General features: G+C 40.1%; 17 protein-coding genes. 7 read left to right on the plus strand and 10 right to left on the minus strand.

Annotation, left to right across the window (positions count from 1 at the left end):
• Window positions 1-69: 69 nt before the first annotated feature.
• The 4 genes from B9N66_RS08845 to abc-f all read right to left on the minus strand — a co-directional run bounded on the left by B9N66_RS08845 (window position 70) and on the right by abc-f (window position 7,072).
• Complete coding sequence (locus B9N66_RS08845) at window positions 70-2,010, minus strand: BCCT family transporter (RefSeq protein WP_087580716.1); 1,941 nt, start codon at window positions 2,008-2,010, stop codon at window positions 70-72.
• 127 nt (window positions 2,011-2,137) lie between these two features.
• Window positions 2,138-3,583, minus strand: coding sequence for a DKNYY domain-containing protein (locus B9N66_RS08850; RefSeq protein ID WP_087580717.1), 1,446 nt, complete (start codon window positions 3,581-3,583; stop codon window positions 2,138-2,140).
• Complete coding sequence (locus B9N66_RS08855; protein ID WP_087580718.1) at window positions 3,583-5,097, minus strand: DKNYY domain-containing protein; 1,515 nt, start codon at window positions 5,095-5,097, stop codon at window positions 3,583-3,585. Before B9N66_RS08855 ends, B9N66_RS08850 begins: the two co-directional genes overlap by 1 nt.
• A 43-nt stretch (window positions 5,098-5,140) precedes the next feature.
• A complete protein-coding gene (abc-f, locus tag B9N66_RS08860; RefSeq protein ID WP_087580719.1) occupies window positions 5,141-7,072 on the minus strand; it encodes a ribosomal protection-like ABC-F family protein in 1,932 nt (643 codons plus the stop codon).
• A gap of 103 nt (window positions 7,073-7,175) precedes the next feature.
• Here abc-f and B9N66_RS08865 point away from each other — a divergent pair, with 103 nt between their 5' ends.
• The 3 genes from B9N66_RS08865 (at window position 7,176) to B9N66_RS08875 (ending at window position 9,691) form a co-directional block, all read left to right on the plus strand.
• Window positions 7,176-8,495 (plus strand): MATE family efflux transporter, encoded by a 1,320-nt coding sequence (locus B9N66_RS08865; protein WP_087580720.1) that lies wholly within the window; start codon window positions 7,176-7,178, stop codon window positions 8,493-8,495.
• Window positions 8,471-9,133 (plus strand): M48 family metallopeptidase, encoded by a 663-nt coding sequence (locus B9N66_RS08870; RefSeq protein ID WP_087580721.1) that lies wholly within the window; start codon window positions 8,471-8,473, stop codon window positions 9,131-9,133. Before B9N66_RS08865 ends, B9N66_RS08870 begins: the two co-directional genes overlap by 25 nt.
• 72 nt (window positions 9,134-9,205) lie before the next feature.
• Entirely contained in the window at window positions 9,206-9,691 is a 486-nt protein-coding gene (locus tag B9N66_RS08875; protein WP_087580722.1) for a tetratricopeptide repeat protein, read from the plus strand.
• Between the two features lie 167 nt (window positions 9,692-9,858).
• Here the strand turns inward: B9N66_RS08875 and B9N66_RS08880 are convergent, their stop codons facing one another.
• Both B9N66_RS08880 and B9N66_RS08885 read right to left on the minus strand, forming a co-directional pair.
• Window positions 9,859-11,925 (minus strand): TRAP transporter permease, encoded by a 2,067-nt coding sequence (locus B9N66_RS08880; protein WP_087580723.1) that lies wholly within the window; start codon window positions 11,923-11,925, stop codon window positions 9,859-9,861.
• 83 nt (window positions 11,926-12,008) lie between these two features.
• Window positions 12,009-12,950 (minus strand): TAXI family TRAP transporter solute-binding subunit, encoded by a 942-nt coding sequence (locus B9N66_RS08885; protein ID WP_072594373.1) that lies wholly within the window; start codon window positions 12,948-12,950, stop codon window positions 12,009-12,011.
• 315 nt (window positions 12,951-13,265) lie between these two features.
• On the opposite strand from B9N66_RS08885, the gene B9N66_RS08890 reads away from it, so the two are divergent.
• The 4 genes from B9N66_RS08890 to B9N66_RS08905 are packed head-to-tail and all read left to right on the plus strand — an operon-like array spanning window position 13,266 to window position 16,477.
• Window positions 13,266-14,138, plus strand: a complete 873-nt coding sequence (locus tag B9N66_RS08890; protein ID WP_087580724.1) for a phosphate ABC transporter substrate-binding protein — start codon at window positions 13,266-13,268, stop codon at window positions 14,136-14,138.
• 3 nt (window positions 14,139-14,141) lie between these two features.
• Window positions 14,142-14,999 (plus strand): phosphate ABC transporter permease subunit PstC, encoded by an 858-nt coding sequence (pstC, locus tag B9N66_RS08895; protein WP_087580725.1) that lies wholly within the window; start codon window positions 14,142-14,144, stop codon window positions 14,997-14,999.
• Window positions 14,986-15,843, plus strand: a complete 858-nt coding sequence (locus B9N66_RS08900) for a PstA family ABC transporter permease (protein WP_087580726.1) — start codon at window positions 14,986-14,988, stop codon at window positions 15,841-15,843. The genes pstC and B9N66_RS08900 overlap by 14 nt, the downstream gene beginning before the upstream one ends.
• The gene (locus tag B9N66_RS08905; RefSeq protein ID WP_087580727.1) at window positions 15,812-16,477 is read left to right on the plus strand and encodes a phosphate ABC transporter ATP-binding protein; all 666 of its coding nucleotides are present in this window, start codon (window positions 15,812-15,814) and stop codon (window positions 16,475-16,477) included. The genes B9N66_RS08900 and B9N66_RS08905 overlap by 32 nt, the downstream gene beginning before the upstream one ends.
• A 26-nt stretch (window positions 16,478-16,503) precedes the next feature.
• Here the strand turns inward: B9N66_RS08905 and B9N66_RS08910 are convergent, their stop codons facing one another.
• From B9N66_RS08910 to B9N66_RS08925, 4 genes are read right to left on the minus strand one after another with little or no spacing between them, the layout of a single operon-like run.
• Window positions 16,504-17,376 carry a carbon-nitrogen hydrolase gene (locus B9N66_RS08910; protein ID WP_087580728.1) on the minus strand — a complete coding sequence of 291 codons (873 nt, stop codon included), beginning with the start codon at window positions 17,374-17,376 and terminating at the stop codon, window positions 16,504-16,506.
• A gap of 1 nt (window position 17,377) precedes the next feature.
• Complete coding sequence (locus B9N66_RS08915; protein WP_087580729.1) at window positions 17,378-18,304, minus strand: cation diffusion facilitator family transporter; 927 nt, start codon at window positions 18,302-18,304, stop codon at window positions 17,378-17,380.
• Window positions 18,305-18,306: 2 nt separating this feature from the next.
• Window positions 18,307-19,275, minus strand: a complete 969-nt coding sequence (locus B9N66_RS08920) for an agmatine deiminase family protein (protein ID WP_087580730.1) — start codon at window positions 19,273-19,275, stop codon at window positions 18,307-18,309.
• Window positions 19,272-19,517: a CBU_0592 family membrane protein gene (locus B9N66_RS08925; protein WP_009293649.1), complete on the minus strand. Its 246-nt coding sequence runs from the start codon at window positions 19,515-19,517 to the stop codon at window positions 19,272-19,274. The genes B9N66_RS08920 and B9N66_RS08925 overlap by 4 nt, the downstream gene beginning before the upstream one ends.
• Window positions 19,518-19,577 lie beyond the last annotated feature (60 nt).

The following is a 19,577-nucleotide window of genomic DNA, read 5'->3' on the forward strand; positions in this document are numbered from 1 at the left end:
TGATAACGAGTGAGTAAGATTTACAATTTGCCTAGAAATTTTCAAATTCCAGGCAAATTTCAGTCAAGTCTACCTTCTAACGACATGCAAAAACTGCATATGTTTGCGGTATTGCTCGATGACGTCGTTTATCAGTGTGGCCTCGCTCCAACCAAGCACGTCGTAGTCTTGACCGCCCTCTTTTAGATATACCTCGGCTCTGTAGTAAAGATCGTCGCCCTCAAGCTCTCTAGTGTAGTCCGGGCTCTGGCTTTTGGTGAGATATACGCCGTATCTAAAGTCCATCTCGTCGCCAAGCCCAACGTTTAAATTTACGAAATTTTCAGCTTTTGTTACATTTGCCTCAAGGCCGTTTTTGGCAAATTCCTCTTTTAGTTCGTTAAAGGCTTTTAGCACGACTTCGTTTAGAAATTTACTGCCGTCTTTTTTGCTAGGTAGCGTGATGATAGCGCTTAGTCGCTCTTGCCAAGGCTTTGAAAGATCGCTAAGAGGCATGTTGTTAAAGTTATTTGTCTCTTTTTTGGTCGCATCGACGCGCAGCGCCTTAAATAGCCCAAAAATCGCACCCAAAAGCACCACCGAAAACGGCAGCGCCGTAGCGATAGTAAGCGCTTGAAGCGAGCCAAGGCCGCCGGCTAGCATCAAAAATGCCGCCACGACGCCCACTGTAACGCCCCAAAAGACCTTTTGCCAAACCGGCGTATCGTCCTTGCCGTTTGAGCAAAGCATGTTCATAACTATCGCCGCTGAGTCGGCCGAAGTGACGAAAAATATGACGATCATAAAGACCGCGATCGTGCTTAGCACGCCTGAAAAGCTAAATTTCTCCAAAAACATAAAAAGCGCCGAAGCCGAGTCGGAATTTACGGTCGTCGCAAGCTCGCTAAATCCACTTTGCACAAGCGCAATCGCCGAGTTGCCAAAAAAGCTCATCCAGGCAAATGTAAAGCCGGTTGGCACGAAAAGCACGCCGATCACAAATTCTCTTATCGTCCTGCCCTTTGAAATTTTGGCGATAAACAGCCCCACAAACGGCGACCAAGATAGCCACCAAGCCCAGTATAGCAGCGTCCAACCGCCAAGCCAGCTCTCATTTTGCCTCTCGTAGGCGTAGAGATTAAATGTATTTGAGATAAGCGTAGATACGTAGTCGCCGCTGTTTTGCACAAACGACTTTAGAAGCTGCGTCGTATCGCCCAAAAATAGTATCAAAAACATAAAACATATAGCTAGCGCGATATTTGCGTTTGATAAGATTTTAATGCCCTTATCAACGCCGCTTGCCGCTGAGATGGTAGCTGCAAAACAAAGCACTATTAGAAGCGTGATGTGCATAGTCGGCAGCCCAAAAACGTGCGTAAGGCCAGCATTTACCTGAAGTACGCCGTATCCTAGTGATGTCGCCACGCCAAAAAGGGTCGCCACAACGGCAAATGTATCTATCGCGCTACCTATCTTGCCATAAATTTTATCTCCTATGATCGGATAAAATGCCGATCTAAGAGTGAGTGGCAAGCCGTGTCTATACGAGAAAAAGGCTAGAATTAGCGCCACGATAGCATAGACCGACCATGCGCCCATGCCCCAGTGAAAAAATGTGATATTCATCGCAAGCTTTTGCGCTGCGATAGTTTGCGCGTCGCCGAGCGGCGGGTTTAGATAGTGCATGAGCGGCTCGGCCACACCAAAAAACACTAGACCTATGCCCATGCCAGCGGCAAAAAGCATAGAAAACCACGAGATATTTTTGTGCTCTGGCTTTACGTGATCAGCTCCTAGTTTGATCTCGCCAAGCTTACTAAAGCCAAGAATGATGACGCTTAGCAGTATGACGGCGACGGCTAGGATGTAAAACCAGCCAAATTTGGCCGCGATGTAGTTTTGCATACCTTTAAAAAACTCATTTGAGAAATTTGGAAAAATCGCTGCAAATGCTGTTATTAAAACTATGACAACAAGCGATGGGATAAATACTGAATTATTAAATTTTGACCTTTGAAATTTAAACATTTTTCTCCTTTTTATAAATTTCAGTTTCGCTTTAAAATAACAAAAAAAGAGTAAATAGGTCAAATTTTCTCTTTAAAGTTTTTATGAAATTTTAAGCTTTAGCCACCAAAAATAGCCACTTTGAAATTTATCTCAAGTCGCTTTTATCTCTCTTTGGTTTTGCAAGGGTTGTTAGCACTATGACGACAAAAGCAATGCCAAATGTGATATACAAAATGATCTTTGGCGAGTCATACTCTATCCTAGATCTCGCGACCTCTTCGCCGCTTTCCTCAACTAGCTCGCCGCGTTTTATCATCTCGCTGATATCTTTTGCGCTAAGCTCTTTAGATGCTCTTGTTAAAATTTCTATGACGCTAGGACCCGCCACCTCATAAACGCTATGCTTTATGCCATAAAATGGCTTTATCTTGTTAAAAAAATAGAGCTTATCGCCGTTCGCATATACTGCGCCATATTCGCCATCTTTTACTAGCCCTATCTCACGCCAAGATGAGCTTGGGGCAAATTTATATAAAGAGACTGTTTGCGCCTCTAAGTGCCTGCCGTGCTTTGAGCGCCGCCACTCTTCGCCTTGCTGTAAGAAATACGCTGAGCTCTCATCTACAAAAACGTCAGCATAGAGCCTTTTTAGCTCGCCTTTTAGCTGGTAGTCTGAAATTTTAGCCTGTTCGTTTTTACTGCCATCCCAGAAGTAAATTCCATCTTTGCTTGCAAAAAGAGGCCAAAACGAATGCACGTTATCCACGCTATAAATGGCGCTATAAGGCATATTTTGAGCGTTAAATTTATGCTCATTTGCAAACACAGCCCCACTTTTTGGCTCAAAAAGATATTCCATATCGTGCTTATCATCATAGCAAATCCGGCGCGTCTCATCTGAATAGCTTGTATCAAGCCTATAAAAGCCCATAAACAAGCTTTTGCCGTCTGTGTAATATCCGCTAGGAGCGCCATTTTCTGCCGTGATGTATCTTAGCTCGTTAGGATCTGCGTCAAGCTTTTCGCCCTTATAGTAAAGCATGCCGCCGTCTCTTGCAAAGCCAGCGTCAAATATAGGCTCTAAATTTGTGCTTTCAACCCTTTTTGTCCTGTAAAAATAAGGGCTATCATTGTAGCTTTTTATAAAAACGTGAACAAGGTTTTTCATAATGGCGATAAATTCGTTAAATCCGGGCTCTTTCTCGCTTCTAGTACTGCAATAATAGCTTATCTTGCCATCACCTAGATAGCCATTGCCAAGCACCTTAGCACTTTTTGGATCAAGACCAGGCAAAATTTCTCTAGCGCAATAGACATGATTTTTATCAGCCGCTACGTTTGAGTAGTCGTATGCGTGTTTTAGCTTTAAGACCCTAAAACTAGCCTCATCGACGCCTTTTAGCTCATACTTGCCGCTGCCTGAAATTTGAACGTAAATTTTACCATCAGGCGAGCGGTAAAACTCGCTACTATCAATGTTTGCAAAGCCTCTTTGATACTCGCCCTCATGCCAGAGATAAAGCATCGCCAAAACAAAAAATAGCGTCAAGATAACTAAAAAATAAATAAACCTAATAGTAATTTTTCTCATTATCTATAGTCATCCACCCTTTTTTTAAGCTCGCTTTTTTGCTTTTTATTTTTAAAAATAGCGCCAACTACCGAGGCCACAAATGCAATGGCAAGAAATATCCAGTAGGCATATTTTTGCGAGTAATCATCAAAGTCGCTTATCGCATCTATCACCACCTCGCCCTCAGCTGGCGTCATAGCGCCTTTATCTACCATTTTTACTATCTCATCAAGTTTTAAATTCTTAACATTTGGACCATAAGGACGAGTGAGAATTTCAACCACGCCAAGGTCGTTTATATCATAAACACTGCTGTTAAAACGCCAGCCATAGCCGACGTTATCAAAATAATATGTCTTATCGCCGTTTGCATATACTGCTCCGTAGCCATCGTTTCTTACAAGCCCTATCTTTCGCCACTGCTCTTTAGTATCAAGCCTAACGATACACGTGTGGCGTGAGCTTAGGCTGTGATCATTTTTCGTGTTGTGCCAAATTTCATAGGTTTTTAGAAAATATGTCTTGCCATCACTTATCACCACGTCGCCATATAGCGGCGTTATCTCGCCTTTAAACGGATCGTCTCCATCCCTTACAAACTCGCCCTCATCTATGCTGTTATACCACTGCCACTTTCGCTCCCAGTGATAGATACCGCCTTTGCCACGAAAGAGCGCATGATAGGAGTGCTCATCTTTTAGGTTAAAAAGTGGCTCGTATGGGGCAAATTTTGGGTCAAATTCATGATCGTTTGCATAGACCATGCCAGAATTTGGCTCATACAGATAGTGAATGCGCCATATCTCGCCGATATCACGCATTTGCGGGCTAAATTTGATCCCTAGTTTTGTGCTGTCATAATAGACATTTTCCCTATCAGTCGTAAAATGCACGCTCTTTCTGCCAGATACCTGCTCGATATAACGCATCTTGCTGGCATTTGCGCCCTCTAGCTCTTTGCCATCATGATAGACCTTCGCGCCGTCGCTTGCATAGCCAAAGCCCAAGATCGCAGCTAAATTAGCGTTATCAACCTGTCTAAATTTATAGATATGAGTTTGCGCTTTTGGGGTGTTAAACATTTTATGTGAGAAGATGTCCCAAAACTCTTTAAGTGCGGATATTTCGAGGTTCGTCTCGCTTACGCTATCGCAAAAATATGTTATCTTGCCATCGCCAAAATAGCCATTGCCAAGCGCTCTAACGCCATTTGGATCAAGCCCACTCATCACGAGATTACCGCAATATACCGCCTTATCGCTAGCGCCAACGTTTCTGTTGTCGTATTTGCCAGTGTCAATGTATCTAAATTTACTGGCCCTCACGCCTATTAGCTCAAATTTACCGCCGCTTGGTACCATGGCATAGACCTTGTCATCTTCGGTGGTATAAAACGCACTGCCTCTTATATCTTTAAATTTTTCTCTATCTTCATCTATATAGCCAGCGGAAATAAACATAAATATATAAATACCAAGCAAGATAAAAGCAAAAAGTAGCACTATGACAATTATTGGATATTTTTTTATCATTTTAATCCTGCAAATGACTCCATCTTGCGATACTTTATCTTCCCTACTCCAGCCCCTCGGCGATCTCAAGTACTTCAAAGTAGTCATTTTCAAGCTCTTCTAGCTCGGCTTTTGCCGCTTCTAGCTCATTATAAAGCGTGGTAAGACCTAGTTCTTGATAAATTTTTGGATCACTTAAACCCTCATTTAGCTCAGAAATTTTTGCTTCAAGGGCTGAAATTTTATCTGGATATGTGTTTAAAATTTGCGTTTGTTTGTAGCTTAGTTTTACGCCGGTTTTGCTCTTTTGTTTAGCTTCATTTTGGTTATTTGAGAGCTCTTTTTCAAATTTATCAAGCTCTTTTAGCTCATCTTCAAGTTCCAAATAAACGCTATACTCTTCATGTAAGACATTTATCTTTGTGCCCTCAAACGCCCAAAGCTTATTTGCCATCTTATCAACAAAATATCTATCGTGGCTAACTAGTAAGATCGCTCCCTCAAAGCTTTGCAAGTAGTCTTCTAAGATATTGATAGTTGCGATATCAAGGTCGTTTGTCGGCTCGTCAAGCACCAGCACGTCGTAGGTTTTTGTAAAAAGAAGTGCAAGTGCCACGCGGTTTTTCTCGCCGCCACTTAAAACGCCTATCTTTTTATCTAAAAATTCCTTTGGAAAGAGGAAATTTTTAAGATAGCCATAAACATGCATATTTCGCCCACGAACCAGCACATGATCGCCGCCATTTGGACAAAATGTCTCGATAAGGCTTTTATCATCATCAAGGACATTTCTAGCTTGGTCAAAGTAGCCAATACTCACCTCACCTCTTTTTATCTCGCCGCTACTTTGCTGCTCAAGTCCTAGCAAAATTTTAAGTAGCGTGCTCTTTCCACTGCCATTTCGTCCAACTATAGCTATCCTCTCGCCCTGTAAGACCCTTGCGTCAAATTTTTCAAAAAGCACCTTACCGTCTATGCTTTTACCTAAATTTTTAAACTCAAAGAGCATTTTTTTGCGGTTTTGGCTCTGCGTTTGGTTGAAATTTTTGCTCGCACGCTCCAGCTCAAGCCTCACGCGCCTTATCACACCTGGATTTTTCTTAGCCTCCTCGCGCATGGCGAGCACTCGCTCTTTTCTACCTTCATTTCGTTTTAGTCTAGCTTTTACGCCGCGCCTTAGCCACTCCTCTTCAGCTTTTAGCTGTTTTAGTAGCGTTTCATGCGACTTTGCAAGGCTTGCTAAAATTTCCTCTTTTTTGGTTAGATAGTTTGCATATCCACCATCAAAGCTTCTAAGCCCAGCCTCCTCGACCTCAACGCACCTAGTTGCCAGCGCATCGATAAAATACCTATCGTGGCTTATAAAAACTATGCTTTGATTTGAACCCTTTAGCATATCTTCAAGAAATTTGACCATGTAAACATCAAGGTGGTTTGTTGGTTCATCAAGTAGCAGCACATTTGGCTTTTTAAGGATGAGCGCACCCAGTGCCACGCGTCTGATCTCGCCGCCACTTAGCGAGCAAATGGGTCTATTTTCATACTCTTTTAGTTTAAATTCTTGCAAAATTCGCTCGATCTTATGCTCGATATTCCAGCCGTCTTTTGCCTCTATAAACTTTAAAAGTCTCTCTTGCTCTTTTAAAATTTCTTTGTTTTCAGGATCATTTGCTAGCAAGACGCCACTTTTTTCATACTCACTTATCGCGTCAAATATCTCTTTTAGCTCGTTATTTAACGCCTGCCTTACGGTAAAAGTTGCGTTAAAATTTGGAGTTTGAGCTAGCATCTCGACGCTTATTAAACTCTGCACTATGCGTCTGCCACTATCTACTGCCACCTCGCCAGAGATGATCTTCATAAGTGTACTTTTACCGCTGCCATTTTTACCGATGATCGCTATTTTCTCATTTTCATTTACACTAAAATTTACAGTGTTTAAAATCTCATTTGCGCTAAATTTTTTACTTACGTCTATCAGGTCGATTAATGCCATTTTTCTCTCATTTTTTAAATTTCTAGCGATTATATCAAAAAGGGAGCTAAAACCTAATTTTGGCTATAATCGCCAAAATTTTAAAATAATTAAGGAAAATTTAATGAACTTATCTATGAGAAAACTCGTAGTTCCAATATTTTTAGATATGTTTTTACACTTCATTACGCTCATCATCAACACCTACATGGTGACAAAGGTGAGCGTGCATCTAGTTGGTGCCATGGGTGCTGGCAATCAAGTGATGGATCTTTTTATGACCATTTTTAACTTCCTAAGTATTGGCTGTTCGGTCGTAGTAGCTCAAGCGCTGGGAGCTAAAAAGAACGATCTTGCTTCAAACGTCATACACGCAAGCATCACGTCAAATACACTCTTTGGTATCTTCTCGGCTATCATCATCTACGTCTTTGGCTATAACATCTTAAATTTACTAAACGTGCCAAAAGAGCTTATAAATGATAGCTTCTCATATCTTCACATCCTTGGCTTTGCCCTACTTTTTGATGGTATCGGTATGGTGCTAGCTGCAGTGCTTCGTGTTTATAACCTAGCAACTGCTGTTATGCTAACTTCAGTTTTAATGAACGTAATTACGATTTTAGGCAATGCTATCTCCCTTTTTGGCTGGTTTGATCTGCCAAATTTAGGTCTGCAAGGTGTAGCTATCTCGACACTTGTTGGCAGATTAGTAGGCATTTTTGTGCTAGCTTATATGCTGAGTAAAAAGGCAAAAGTTAAAATTTACTTTAAAAAGCTACTTGTCGTGCCATTTGAAATTTTAAAGAAAATTCTCTCAATCGGCCTTCCAAGTGCAGGCGAAAATTTACTCTGGATGGCGCAATACATGGTCGCTTTTGGCTTTGTGGCAAGCATGGGCGAGGCTAGCCTTAGCGTGCAGACCATTTACTTTCAGATCACGCTTCTTATCTTGCTTTGCGGAGCCAGTATTAGCGTGGCAAACGAGGTCATCGTAGGGCATTTAGTAGGCGCTAGCGAGTTTAACGAGGCCTATAAAAGGACATTTAGGGCGCTAAGACTCGGCGTTTTTATAACGCTAGTAGTCGTACTTATAGCTTATGCACTAAAGCATCAAATCATGGACGCACTAAATTTAAACGAAAATTTACGTGCGATCATGTTGCCACTTTTTACACTTTCGATATTTCTTGAAGCGGGTAGAACCTTTAACATAGTCATCGTAAATGCCCTTCGTGCAAGCGGCGACGCAAAATTTCCTCTTGCAACTGGTCTTATCTTCATGTGGGGGCTTTCACTGCCACTTGGATATTTTTTAGGCATCTATCTTGGCTGGGGAATCATCGGCGTTTGGATAGGATTTTGTGCTGATGAGTGGCTAAGAGGTCTTGCAAATACGTGGCGTTGGAGAAGTAAAAAATGGCAAGAAAAACGCCTAGTTTAAAGCAAAAGAGCATAATTTCAGACTTTTATGGGCTAAGCGTTTTAATAAATTTTAAAACAAATGTAAAATCCATGCGTTTAAGAGTTGGCAAGGACGCTAAGATCACGCTATCTATGCCATTTTATAGCACACAAAAGATGGCTCTTAGTTTTCTTGAGATGCACAGAATTTGGCTTGAAAATACTTACAAAAAAGCTCTTTTGAATTTACCAAAAGATGATGAGATGAAATTTCTTGGGCAAATTTATAAGATAAAATTTGATGAAAATTTTAAAGAGCCATTTTTTGATGGCGAGTTTATCTTTACTCCAAATTTAAAAAGTCTTGAGCGTTTAAAAAAAACAAGAGCAAAAGAGCTATTTTTAGAGCTTGTGAGCCATTTTCAGCCTTTTATAAACAAACCAATCAAGCGTATCGTCATACGAAATAGCAAAAATCGCTGGGGTAGTTGCAACCACAAAAAAGGCTATATAAACTTAAGTCTAAGGCTCATCGAAAAGCCCATCTCTGCCGTGAGCTACGTAGTGCTTCATGAGCTTACCCACCTACTCTATCCGCATCATCAAAGTAGTTTTTATAAATTTATAGAAGCCATCATGCCTGATTATAAAGAGCAAGAAAGAATTTTAAGAGCGTAATTTATTTTCATCAAGTAAGTGTAAAAATTAATATGCTAAAATCGCATGTTAATTCACAAAAAGGGAATTTCAATGAAAAAAATGATTTTTATCTCAATCTTAGCCACTTGTGCTTTTGCAGGTAACTTTGAAGATGGACTAAAGGCATATGGGAGCTCAAATTTTAAAGAAGCTTTGGCTAAATTTGAAGCAGGATGTTTGGCAAATGACGTAAAATCTTGCGTAAAAGTTGGAGCGATTTACCAACTAGGAAAAACAGCTCTACCTAATCCAAGCAAGGCCTTAGAGTACTATAACAAAGCTTGCGAAGCTGGTGAGGTTGAAGGTTGCTCGGCAGCTGGTGGACTTTATCTAAATACTGAGCCACAAAAAGCAAGAGAACTTTTTAATAAAGCTTGTGAGAAGAATGATGGATATTCTTGCGAGATGGTAGGTTCTATCTTAATAGAAGCTAAGGAATTTAAAAAAGCTTATGAATTTTTAGTAAAAGGCTGCGAATTAGGCGATAAGATGTCTTGCGAATTTGCAGGTGATCTAAGACGCTCAAAACAACTATAATTTTTAGGCTTTCGAGCCTAAAAATTTCTTATTTAATTTATTACACCAATATCCTTAAACAAAAAATCCTAAAAAAACACTTATTTTAAATAGAAATTACTCAAAGTATAAAGGTAGCCCTAAAAAATTTATATTAGAAATTTAGGCAAGAGTGCTCTTGCCTAAGATTAGATTATTTTTATTTGATCAAGTGGTTTGTCTTTAATGCCCCATTGAGTCATAAAAACAAATCCATAAAGTATAGCAGCTACGATATAAGCAGTGTATTCGTTTGGTATAAGATTAAATTTCGCACATATATTTGGCACAAGAGCTAGTGGCACAACAGGGATCAAAAGAATACGCTCCCAAATTCTAAGTTTTGTGACATAGTAGCCTTGAAGTAAGCTTGAAAAAGCAAACATTCCCACGATTGCCATACCAAAGACAAGTAAAATTTCAAGTGGATTGCTCATCCAGACTATTCCTTTTGAATCAAGCGGGTCGCCCTCATTTACGCTTTCTATTAGCATAAGTTTGTTGTTAAAGAAAAAGGCAAATGGTAAGATCGCTGTTCTTAGATCATAAAAGAATCCTTGAACGCCAACGGTTATAGGATTTGCTTTGGCGATACCCGCTGCTGCGTATGCTGCGATACCAACTGGTGGTGTGTCATCAGCTAAAATTCCAAAGTAAAAAACAAAAAGATGCACAGCTATGGCTGGGATTAGAAAGCCATTTTTATGTGCCAAAAATAAAATAACAGGTGCCACAAGGCTTGAAACTACGATGTAGTTTGCTGTTGTTGGAAGGCCCATTCCTAGTATAAGTGACATCATCGCAGTAAGAAGCAATATCATAACTATATTATCACCAGCAAGTAACTCAACTAAATCTGAAAGTACTTGGCCAAGGCCAGTTAAAGAGATAGAGCCCACGATAATACCTGCAAGTGCGGTTGCTATAGCGATCGTTGTCATACTTTTTGCGGCTGCAACCATCGCCCAAAATATATCTTCAAAGCCTATTAACACATCATTTATTCCAACTTTTTCGCCACTTGCTAGTTTTTTAACTGGCTCTTGAAAGATCATTATTAAAAATAAAAATCCAATCGCATTAAATGCTGCAGCGATGGCTGACTCTTTTGCGATTAATAGCGTATAAAGCAAAATCAAAATCGGAGTTATATAGTGAAGTCCGCTTACAAAAATTTTAAATCTTGAGTGAAACTCGCTTTGATTTATACCTTTTAAGCCAAGCTTGACGCTCTCCAAATGAACAATAAAAAATAGTGACAAATAGCAAGCAAAAGCTGGAATTACCGCTGCCATCATAACATTTGTATATGTCATGCCCAAAAACTCAGCGATGATAAAGGCAGCTGCGCCCATGATCGGAGGCATAAGCTGTCCATTTACGCCAGCAGCAACCTCGATGGCTCCAGCTTTTGTGCGTGAAAGACCAGCTTTTTTCATAAGTGGTATGGTAAATGTACCAACTGTTACAACATTTGCAGTGGAGCTTCCTGAAACCATACCTGTTAGTCCACTTGCGATGACCGAGGCTTTAGCTGGACCGCCTCTATATTTTCCAAGAAGAGAGAAAGCTAAATTTATGAAATATTGCCCAGCACCTGCCCTCTCAAGCAATGAGCCAAAAAGTACAAAAAGGTAGATAAAACTAACGCTAACTCCGATAGGCACACCAAAGATGCCCTCAGTCGTTAAAAACATATGACCTGCTATCTTTTCAAAGCTGGCACCTTGATGAGCGATGATGTCTGGCATATAAGGACCAAAGTGATCATATATCAAAAATAATATACAAATAATTGGAAGTGCTGGCCCCATGACACGCCTGCCAGCCTCAAGCAAGACAATGATCGCTAAAAACGATATGACGATATCTTGTGTGATATAATCCCCAGTCCTATCAGCTAGTTCATAAAAATAAACCGCTGGATAAAGCACAGCAACAACGCCTACCACACAAAAGACTAGATCGTAAAATGGCAAACTAGAATGTGCCTTTTTATGAAAAGTGACTGGATAAAGCAAAAATACAAGACCAACCGCAAAGGCTAAGTGTATTGAGCGCGAAATGTTAGTATTTAGCGGAAAATAAGCTATATAAAGCTGAAAAACTGACCAAGAAAAGCATACGATCGCAATGAAATAGTTGTAAAAATTGCTATTTATCTCCCTTGTTTTTACTTCGACAAATTGTTCTTCGTTGTCTTTGACTTCGTTCATCTCTCTCCTTTAAAATTTAAATATAAAAATTAAAAAATTTGCATATTTAAATTTTATCCAGAGGCAAAGCCCCTGGAAATGGATTATTTTAAGATGCCAGCCTCTTTAAATGCAGCCTCTGCAGCTGGGTGAAGCGGAGCTGAAAGACCTTGAACAAGATCTTCTTTGTTTACTGATTTTAGCGCTGGGTGAAGAGTTTTGTACTCATCAAAATTATCTAAAATAGCTTTTATCACAGCTTTTACAGCCTCATCTTTTGTGTCTTTATTGGTTACCAAAACAGCCTTTACACCGATAGTATTTACATCGTGATCAACGCCGTCATATGAACCTTTTGGTATCACACCTTTTGCGAAGTATGGCTTCTCTTTAAGAAGATTATCGATCTCGCTGCCTTCGATATTTAGGATATCAATCGGTAAAGATGTCGCAGCATCAGTGATGTTTGCAGTTGGGTGTCCGACAACAAAGCTATATCCGTCTATCTTTTTATCTTTTAGTGCGTGTGGGCATTCACCAACTGTTAAAACGCCGCGGTAGCCTAGTTTTGAAACATCAAAGCCTTTTGCTTTAAAGACTTCAAGTGTACTCACTTCGTTGCCACTGCCTGGGTTTCCGACGTTATATTTTTTACCTGCAAATGAAGCAAGATCACTTGTAAGACCGCTATCTTTTGCCACAACAAATGCAAGAAGTTCTGGATAGATAGCAACTACTGAGCGTAAATTTTCATCTTTTGCTCCGTCAAATTTGCCAGTGCCGTTAAATTTATCATAGACAACGTCACTTTGAACAAAGCCAAATGTAAGCTCTTTTTTCAAAACGTTATTTACGTTGTAAACCGAGCCGCCAGTTGATTGGACTGAGCATTTTACATTAGTATTTTTGTTTGCTAAACGGCAAATCGCTCCACCTATCGGATAATAAGTGCCTGTCATGCCGCCAGTACCGATACTAATAAATTCTTTTGCTGAAAGAGTTGTTGCTAAAAGCAAGCCAGCAAGTGCCAAAGAAGTAGTTTTCATCTAAGATCCTTTCAAGAAATTTAAGGCTATTTTATTCTATAAATTTAGCTTTTTACCTTATTTGATATGATATTTTCATGCCGTTTTAGTAAAGTTGCAACCATTCTACACAATCAAGACTTAAAAAAATATTTTCTTAAGACTAAATTTATATTTATTTGTTAGTCAAAATAAATTTGATAAACCGGCTATTTAAATATCATTTTTTATTGTATAATCCACCGCAGTTCTAAGTTTTAGAAAAACTGTTGCAAATTTACAACTAACCAATAGCTTTTTACAAATGTTAATAACAATCAAATTTTGGAGGTTTTTATGAAAAAATCACTTATGTTGGCCGCTTCAATGCTGCTTTTATCTTTAAATTATGCTTCTGGTGCAGACGAAAAAACGCAAGTTAGCTTTAGTGGCTCATCTACTCTGGCTCCAGTCATTGCTAAAATTTCAACCGACTTTATTGAAAAGTACGAGACTTGGGATAAAGTAGATAGCTCTTTACCAAACAAAAATATCACCATTTTTGTCTCAGCTGGTGGCTCAGGTGCTGGCGTGAAAGCCGTGCTTGATCATGTCGCTGACTTTGGCATGTTAGCTCGCGATATAAAAGATAGCGAAAAGGCAAAGATCAAGGATATGAAAGCCTATACGCTTGGCATAGACGCACTTTGTGTGGCTGTAAACCCAGAAAATGAGGTGATAAAGCTAAAGGGCGGAAATTTAAGCAAAGATGAGATCGTCAAAATTTTCTCAGGCGAGTATAAAAAGTGGAGCGACCTTGACAAATCCCTACCAAATGACGAAATAGTCGTAGTTACAAGAGATCTTGGTGGCGGTGCTCACGAGGTATTTCAAAAAAAGATCATGAAAGATGTCAAAGTTAGCAAAAACGTCATCCAATCACCTTCCATGGGTGCTCTTGTCTCAAAAATCATCGAAAATAAAAACGCTATTGGCTACGCTTCTTTTGGTATCACAAACCAAAACAAAGGCAAGCTAATACCGCTAAATATTGACGGCGTCGAGCCAACTGTGAAAAATATAGTTGATGGCAAATACTACATCTCTCGTCCGCTCATCATCGTAAAAAGTGGCAAGTTAAGCAAAACTGAGCAAATTTTTGTTGATGTGCTAAATTCAGCCGAAGGTCAAAAGACTATCGAAAAAATGGGATTTATACCAGTAAAATAGCCAATGACAGGGCAAATTTTTAAAGGCACGATATATCTTTTTACACTTTTATCCGCCATGCTTTTGCTTTTACTCGTGGGGTTTTTACTGCTAAATTCCACGAGTTTCTTTACAGAAGTAAGCCTCTTTGACTTTTTACTAAATGACGACTGGGACGTTAGTACAGAGCCTTTTAGCTTTGGACTGTTTAATATCCTAGTCGCAAATTTTGTAGTTGCGTTTTTAGCTTGCATATTTTCATTTTTTATCTCGCTTGGCGTTACTATATTTATTTGCTTTTTTGCGAGCGCCTGGCTTAGGCACGTGCTAGACTGGATGATACGGATACTAGCTGGCATACCATCTATCATATATGGATTTTTCGCGCTTTACACGGTTGTAAAAATTTTAGAGTCAGGGTTAAAAATGTCCGCTGGCGAGTCAGTCTTAGCAGCTAGCCTCATCCTTAGCGTCATGATACTGCCTTTTTTTACCTCGCATTTGCTCCAAAGTGTTGATCTGCTAAAGCAAAATTTCAAAACAAACTCGGATGCGCTTGGCGTAAGCACAGGATATTTTATAAGAAAAATAATTTTTAGAAAATCCATAAAAGCAAGCATTTCAGGCTTTATACTCGCATTTTCAAGGGCAGCTGGCGAGACGATGGCTGTGATGATGGTTATAGGCAACACCCCGCTTTTTCCGCACCTGCTCTCAAAAGCCCAGACCATACCATCTCTAATAGCCCTTGAAATGGGTATGAGCGAGGCTGGTAGCTTGCACTATCACGCCCTAATAGCAAGCGGATTTGTCCTGCTTGTTTTTATATTTTTGCTAAATATTTTTATCTTTAAATTTGAGAAAAACAATGAACGCTTTTAAAGATCATCTAGTCAAATTTTACGCTTATCTTTGCGTATTTATAGTGGTTGCGGTGATATTTTGGATATTTTATTTCATCTTTGCAAATGGCATCTCTCAGATAAATTTAGACTTTCTAACCAAAAATCCGCAAGGTTTAAATTTAGGTGAGAGTGGTGGCATAAGAGACGCTATCATAGGCTCATTTTTGCTGATGATACTATCTATGATATTTTCTGCACTTCTTGGCGTTAGCTGCGCCATTTATAGGCAAATTTACTGCACCTCTGGCACGATCAAGCTTGGTCTTAAATTTATCATCCAAACGATGGCCTCCATACCTTCTATCTTGCTTGGGATGTTTGTTTATGGGCTTTTTATCGTTAGCCTTGATATCCCTAAAAGCCTACTAACAGCTAGCATTACGCTTGCTTTGATGGTCTTTCCATTTGTTGAAGTAAGCGTTGAAAAGGTGATCTCGCAGATCGATGAAAAGATGTTAAGAGATAGCTTCGCACTTGGCGTTGATAAAAATTTCATGGCTAGAAAGCTAGTTTTGCCAACTATTAGAAAAAATATCATATCTATCTTGATACTAGCTGGCAGCTACGCCATAGGGGCTACCGCACCGCTACTTTTAACAGGGGTCGTCTTCATGGCAAAGGCCGAAGGCCTGCTCTCGCCAGTCATGGCACTGCCTTTTCACCTGCACATGCTTTTAAGCCAGTCAGTCGCAACTCAAAATGCCTACGCCACGGCGCTTGTGATCATTTTTATACTGATCATTTTGCACTTGCTTTCAGCCGTAGTTTTATTTGATATAGGAGAGAAAATTGCCAGATATTTTAAACATAAAAGATCTTAGTATCTTTTACCAAGATAATGAAATTTTAAAAGATCTAAATTTAAACATCGCCGAAAACGAGATCATCTGCCTAATGGGCAGCTCAGGATGTGGCAAATCGACATTTCTTTCAGCGCTAAATGGCTTTTTAGAGCAAAAAGGCGGCAGATATAGCGGAGAGATACTATTTAAAGGTGAAAATATCAAAAATAAGGGCGAAATTTGGCTAAGACGAAAACTAGCCATACTCTTTCAAGATGCCACACTCTTTCCCTTTAGCGTAGAAAGAAATTTGACCTATGCGATGGAATTTTACGAGGGCAGCATAAAAGATAAGCAAAAAAGGGTAGAAGAGCTACTTAAAAGCGTAAATTTACTAGGTGAAATAAGTGACCTAGATATGCCAGCTAGCAAGCTCTCTGGTGGTCAAAAGCAAAGACTTTGCATCGCAAGGATGCTAACTACAAAACCTGAAGTGCTCATGCTTGACGAGCCTTGCTCATCGCTTGATATGAAAAATATTTTGATCGTAGAGGAGCTTTTAAAAAGCTTGTCGCAAAGATATACGATCATCATCACCACGCACAATGAAGAGCAGGCAAAAAGGCTTGGCGGCAGGATAGTTCGAATTGTAGATAAGAAATTTACATTTTAAAAGAGCTAGAAATTCTAGCTCTAAATTTAGTCGATAAACCTCTTTGTGATATTTGCGTAGGCATCGATCCTACGGTCTCTTAAAAATGGCCAAATTCTGCGCACTTCTTCGCTTCTTTTCATATCTATTTCAACGATCTTGCAAAGCTCATCTGTGCTATTTGCACGGAAAAGCTGCTCGCCTTGTGGCCCAAAAACAAAACTATTTCCCCAAAACTTAATCCCATCCATCACGCCGCTATCATCTTTTTCAAAGCCCACACGATTTACCGCAACAACCGGCAGGCCATTTGCCACGCTGTGACCTCTTTGAACTGCCACCCATGCTTCAAGCTGTCTTGACTTTTCATCGTCACTATCGCCCTCAAACCAGCCAATAGCCGTTGGGTAGATGAGAATTTTCGCCCCTTTTAGTGCCATCAGCCTTGCTGCCTCTGGGTACCACTGATCCCAACACACCAAAACGCCAAGCTTGCCAAGGCTTGTTTCAATTGGCTCAAAGCCAATGTCGCCAGGCGTGAAGTAAAATTTCTCGTAAAATCCAGGGTCATCAGGAATATGCATTTTTCGGTATTTGCCAGCCACGCTGCCGTCACGCTCAAAGACAAAGGCGGTGTTGTGATAAAGTCCGTCAGCCCTCTTTTCAAAAAGCGAAGTGACCAAAACCACGCCATTTTCTTTTGCCACCCTGCCCCAAAAAGCGACATCTTCTTGCCACTCGTTTGCGTGATCAAAGAAATTTGTATCCTCGCTTTGGCAAAAGTATTGCGTCTGATGCAGCTCTTGGCAGACGACTAGATCGGCGCTGCCTTTTTTTGCCTCGGCGATTAGCTCAAGTGTCTTTGCGATAGTCGCCTCTTTTGTCCCTTTAAATTCTTGTTGAAGTAGTGCTACTTTCATCTCATTTCCCTTCTTTGTCGTTGTATGGGTCTAAATGCGTGGTTATCTGCCACGAATAATCCCTAAATTTCTCTCTTATCTCGGCTTCAAGCGAGTCGGCCACCTCGTGCGCGTCGTAAAGCGAGATATCTTTGTCAAAAACTAAATGCAGCGTTAAAAATATGGTATTTGCGCTCTGCCTTGTGTTTAGGTAGTGAAAATCAGAAATTCTCTGCTTTGCCTTTATCATCTTGATGATCTCATCTGTGACCTCAGGGCTTGCTGCGTGATCTAGCAAGATACCAAAGGCGTCTTTACCTAAATTTATAGCGCTTTGAGCGATGTAGCCGCTTATCACGATGCCAAAAATCGCATCTATCATCACAAAGCCACTAAATTTAATGATAAGAAGAGAAATAATGACAGCAAGGTTGCTAAAAAGGTCGATCTTATAGTGCAGCGCGTCTGCTTTTATGATAAGGTTTCCACTTTTTTTAGAAATTTGGTTTAAAAATAGTACCAAACATAGCGTTACTATGACCGAAAATACCATCACACCAAGGCTTAAGCTAAGGTCTATATCTAAATTTGGCTCACTAAATTTTTTAATACTCTCATAAAAAATATATCCAGCAGCCACCACGATGATGATGCACTCAAATAGCGCTGCCAAGGCCTCCAGCTTTGTGTAGCCAAAGTTAAATCTCTCATCGGCTTGCTTTCTTGACTTTCTAAGCGCAAATAAATTTAAAAGCGAGACAATAAAATCAAGCATTGAGTCAATCGCCGAGCCAAGCACAGCAACCGAGCCGCTAAAAAGCCCAGCTGTAAATTTCACAAGTGCGAGCAAAAAGGCGCAAGCTCCAGCTGCGATAACAGCCTTATTTTCGCCCTGCGTGCACTCCTGCTTATTTATACGGTTAAACTCATAATCAAACGGACTTGACAAGGCTAAGCCCTCTTGTATCTATTTTGGCTTGAGCAGTGAAGCGAGCCATTTTGACGCACAAAAACTAGCGAATTTACACCGATGATCTTTCTATCTGGCAGTGCCTTTGCTAGTAAATTTAGCACCTTTTCATCGTTTTCGTCATTATATGTTGGCACGATCAGCGCACCATTTATAAAGATAAAGTTTGCATAGGTGCAGCCAAGCCTTTTGCCTTCATAAAATTTAGGCTTAGGAAGCGGCATAGCAAGTAGCTTAAAGCCAGTTTTTTTAAGCTCATCCTCCATCCTTTTTAGCTCATCAAAGTGCTCATCACTCTCATCTTCGCAAGATGCGTAAGCGATAGTATCAGGCGTGATGAAACGCGCTAAAGTGTCAATGTGACTATCTGTGTCATCGCCTTTTATAAAACCATTTTCAAGCCAGATGATACGCTTTAGGCCAAATAAATTTTTAAGCTTCTCCTCGATCTGCTCTTTGCTAAGAGAGGAATTCCTGTTTTCATTTAGCAGGCATTTTGAGGTGGTTAAAAGCACGCCATCGCCGTTAAACTCGATGCTGCCACCCTCTAGTATCATATCGACTGGCTCAAGCTTAGTTTTGTAAATTTTAGCTAGCTCTAAATTTAGGGCATCATCTTTTGAGCTCTTAAATTTACCGCCCCAAGCGTTAAATTTAAAGTCGTAACTCTTTACGCCGTCTTCAGCACAAACATCGATCATGCCGTAGTCTCTGATCCAAGTATCGTCAGTCTCAAGCTTAACAAACTCTACATTTTTAAATTTCTTAAACCTAGCAAAATTTGCCTCATCTGGGCAGATGAGCACTACCTTTTCAAAGGGCGTAATAGCAGCCACAAGCTCCTCATAGCTCGCCAAAATCTCCTCTAAATAGGGCTCCCAGTCGCTCTTACTATGTGGCAGTGATAAAAACAAAAGCTCCTGCTCTTCCCACTCTGCGTAAGCTCTCACGCTCTCTCCTTATAAATTTTATAAATTCCATAAATCGTAATGATTATCCAAAAGACCTCTATCAAAAATGAGCCGAGGTTAAAGTGCACAAAAAGCGAGATGATGAGCAGTACTGCGCCTACCAAATTTATTATCTGATAGGCTAGATCGCGGCTATTTAGGCGGCCGATCTGAAGTAAAAAGTAGCCCATCACGATGCAAATCATCCCTAAAAAGCCGATGATCTGAAAAAGATCGATCAAATTTTATCCTTTTTGTAAGCTTAAATTTAAAGCAAGATCATATCTAATTAGTTTTAAATT

The organism is Campylobacter concisus, from assembly GCF_002165775.1.
Classification (GTDB): Bacteria; Campylobacterota; Campylobacteria; order Campylobacterales; family Campylobacteraceae; genus Campylobacter_A; species Campylobacter_A concisus_E.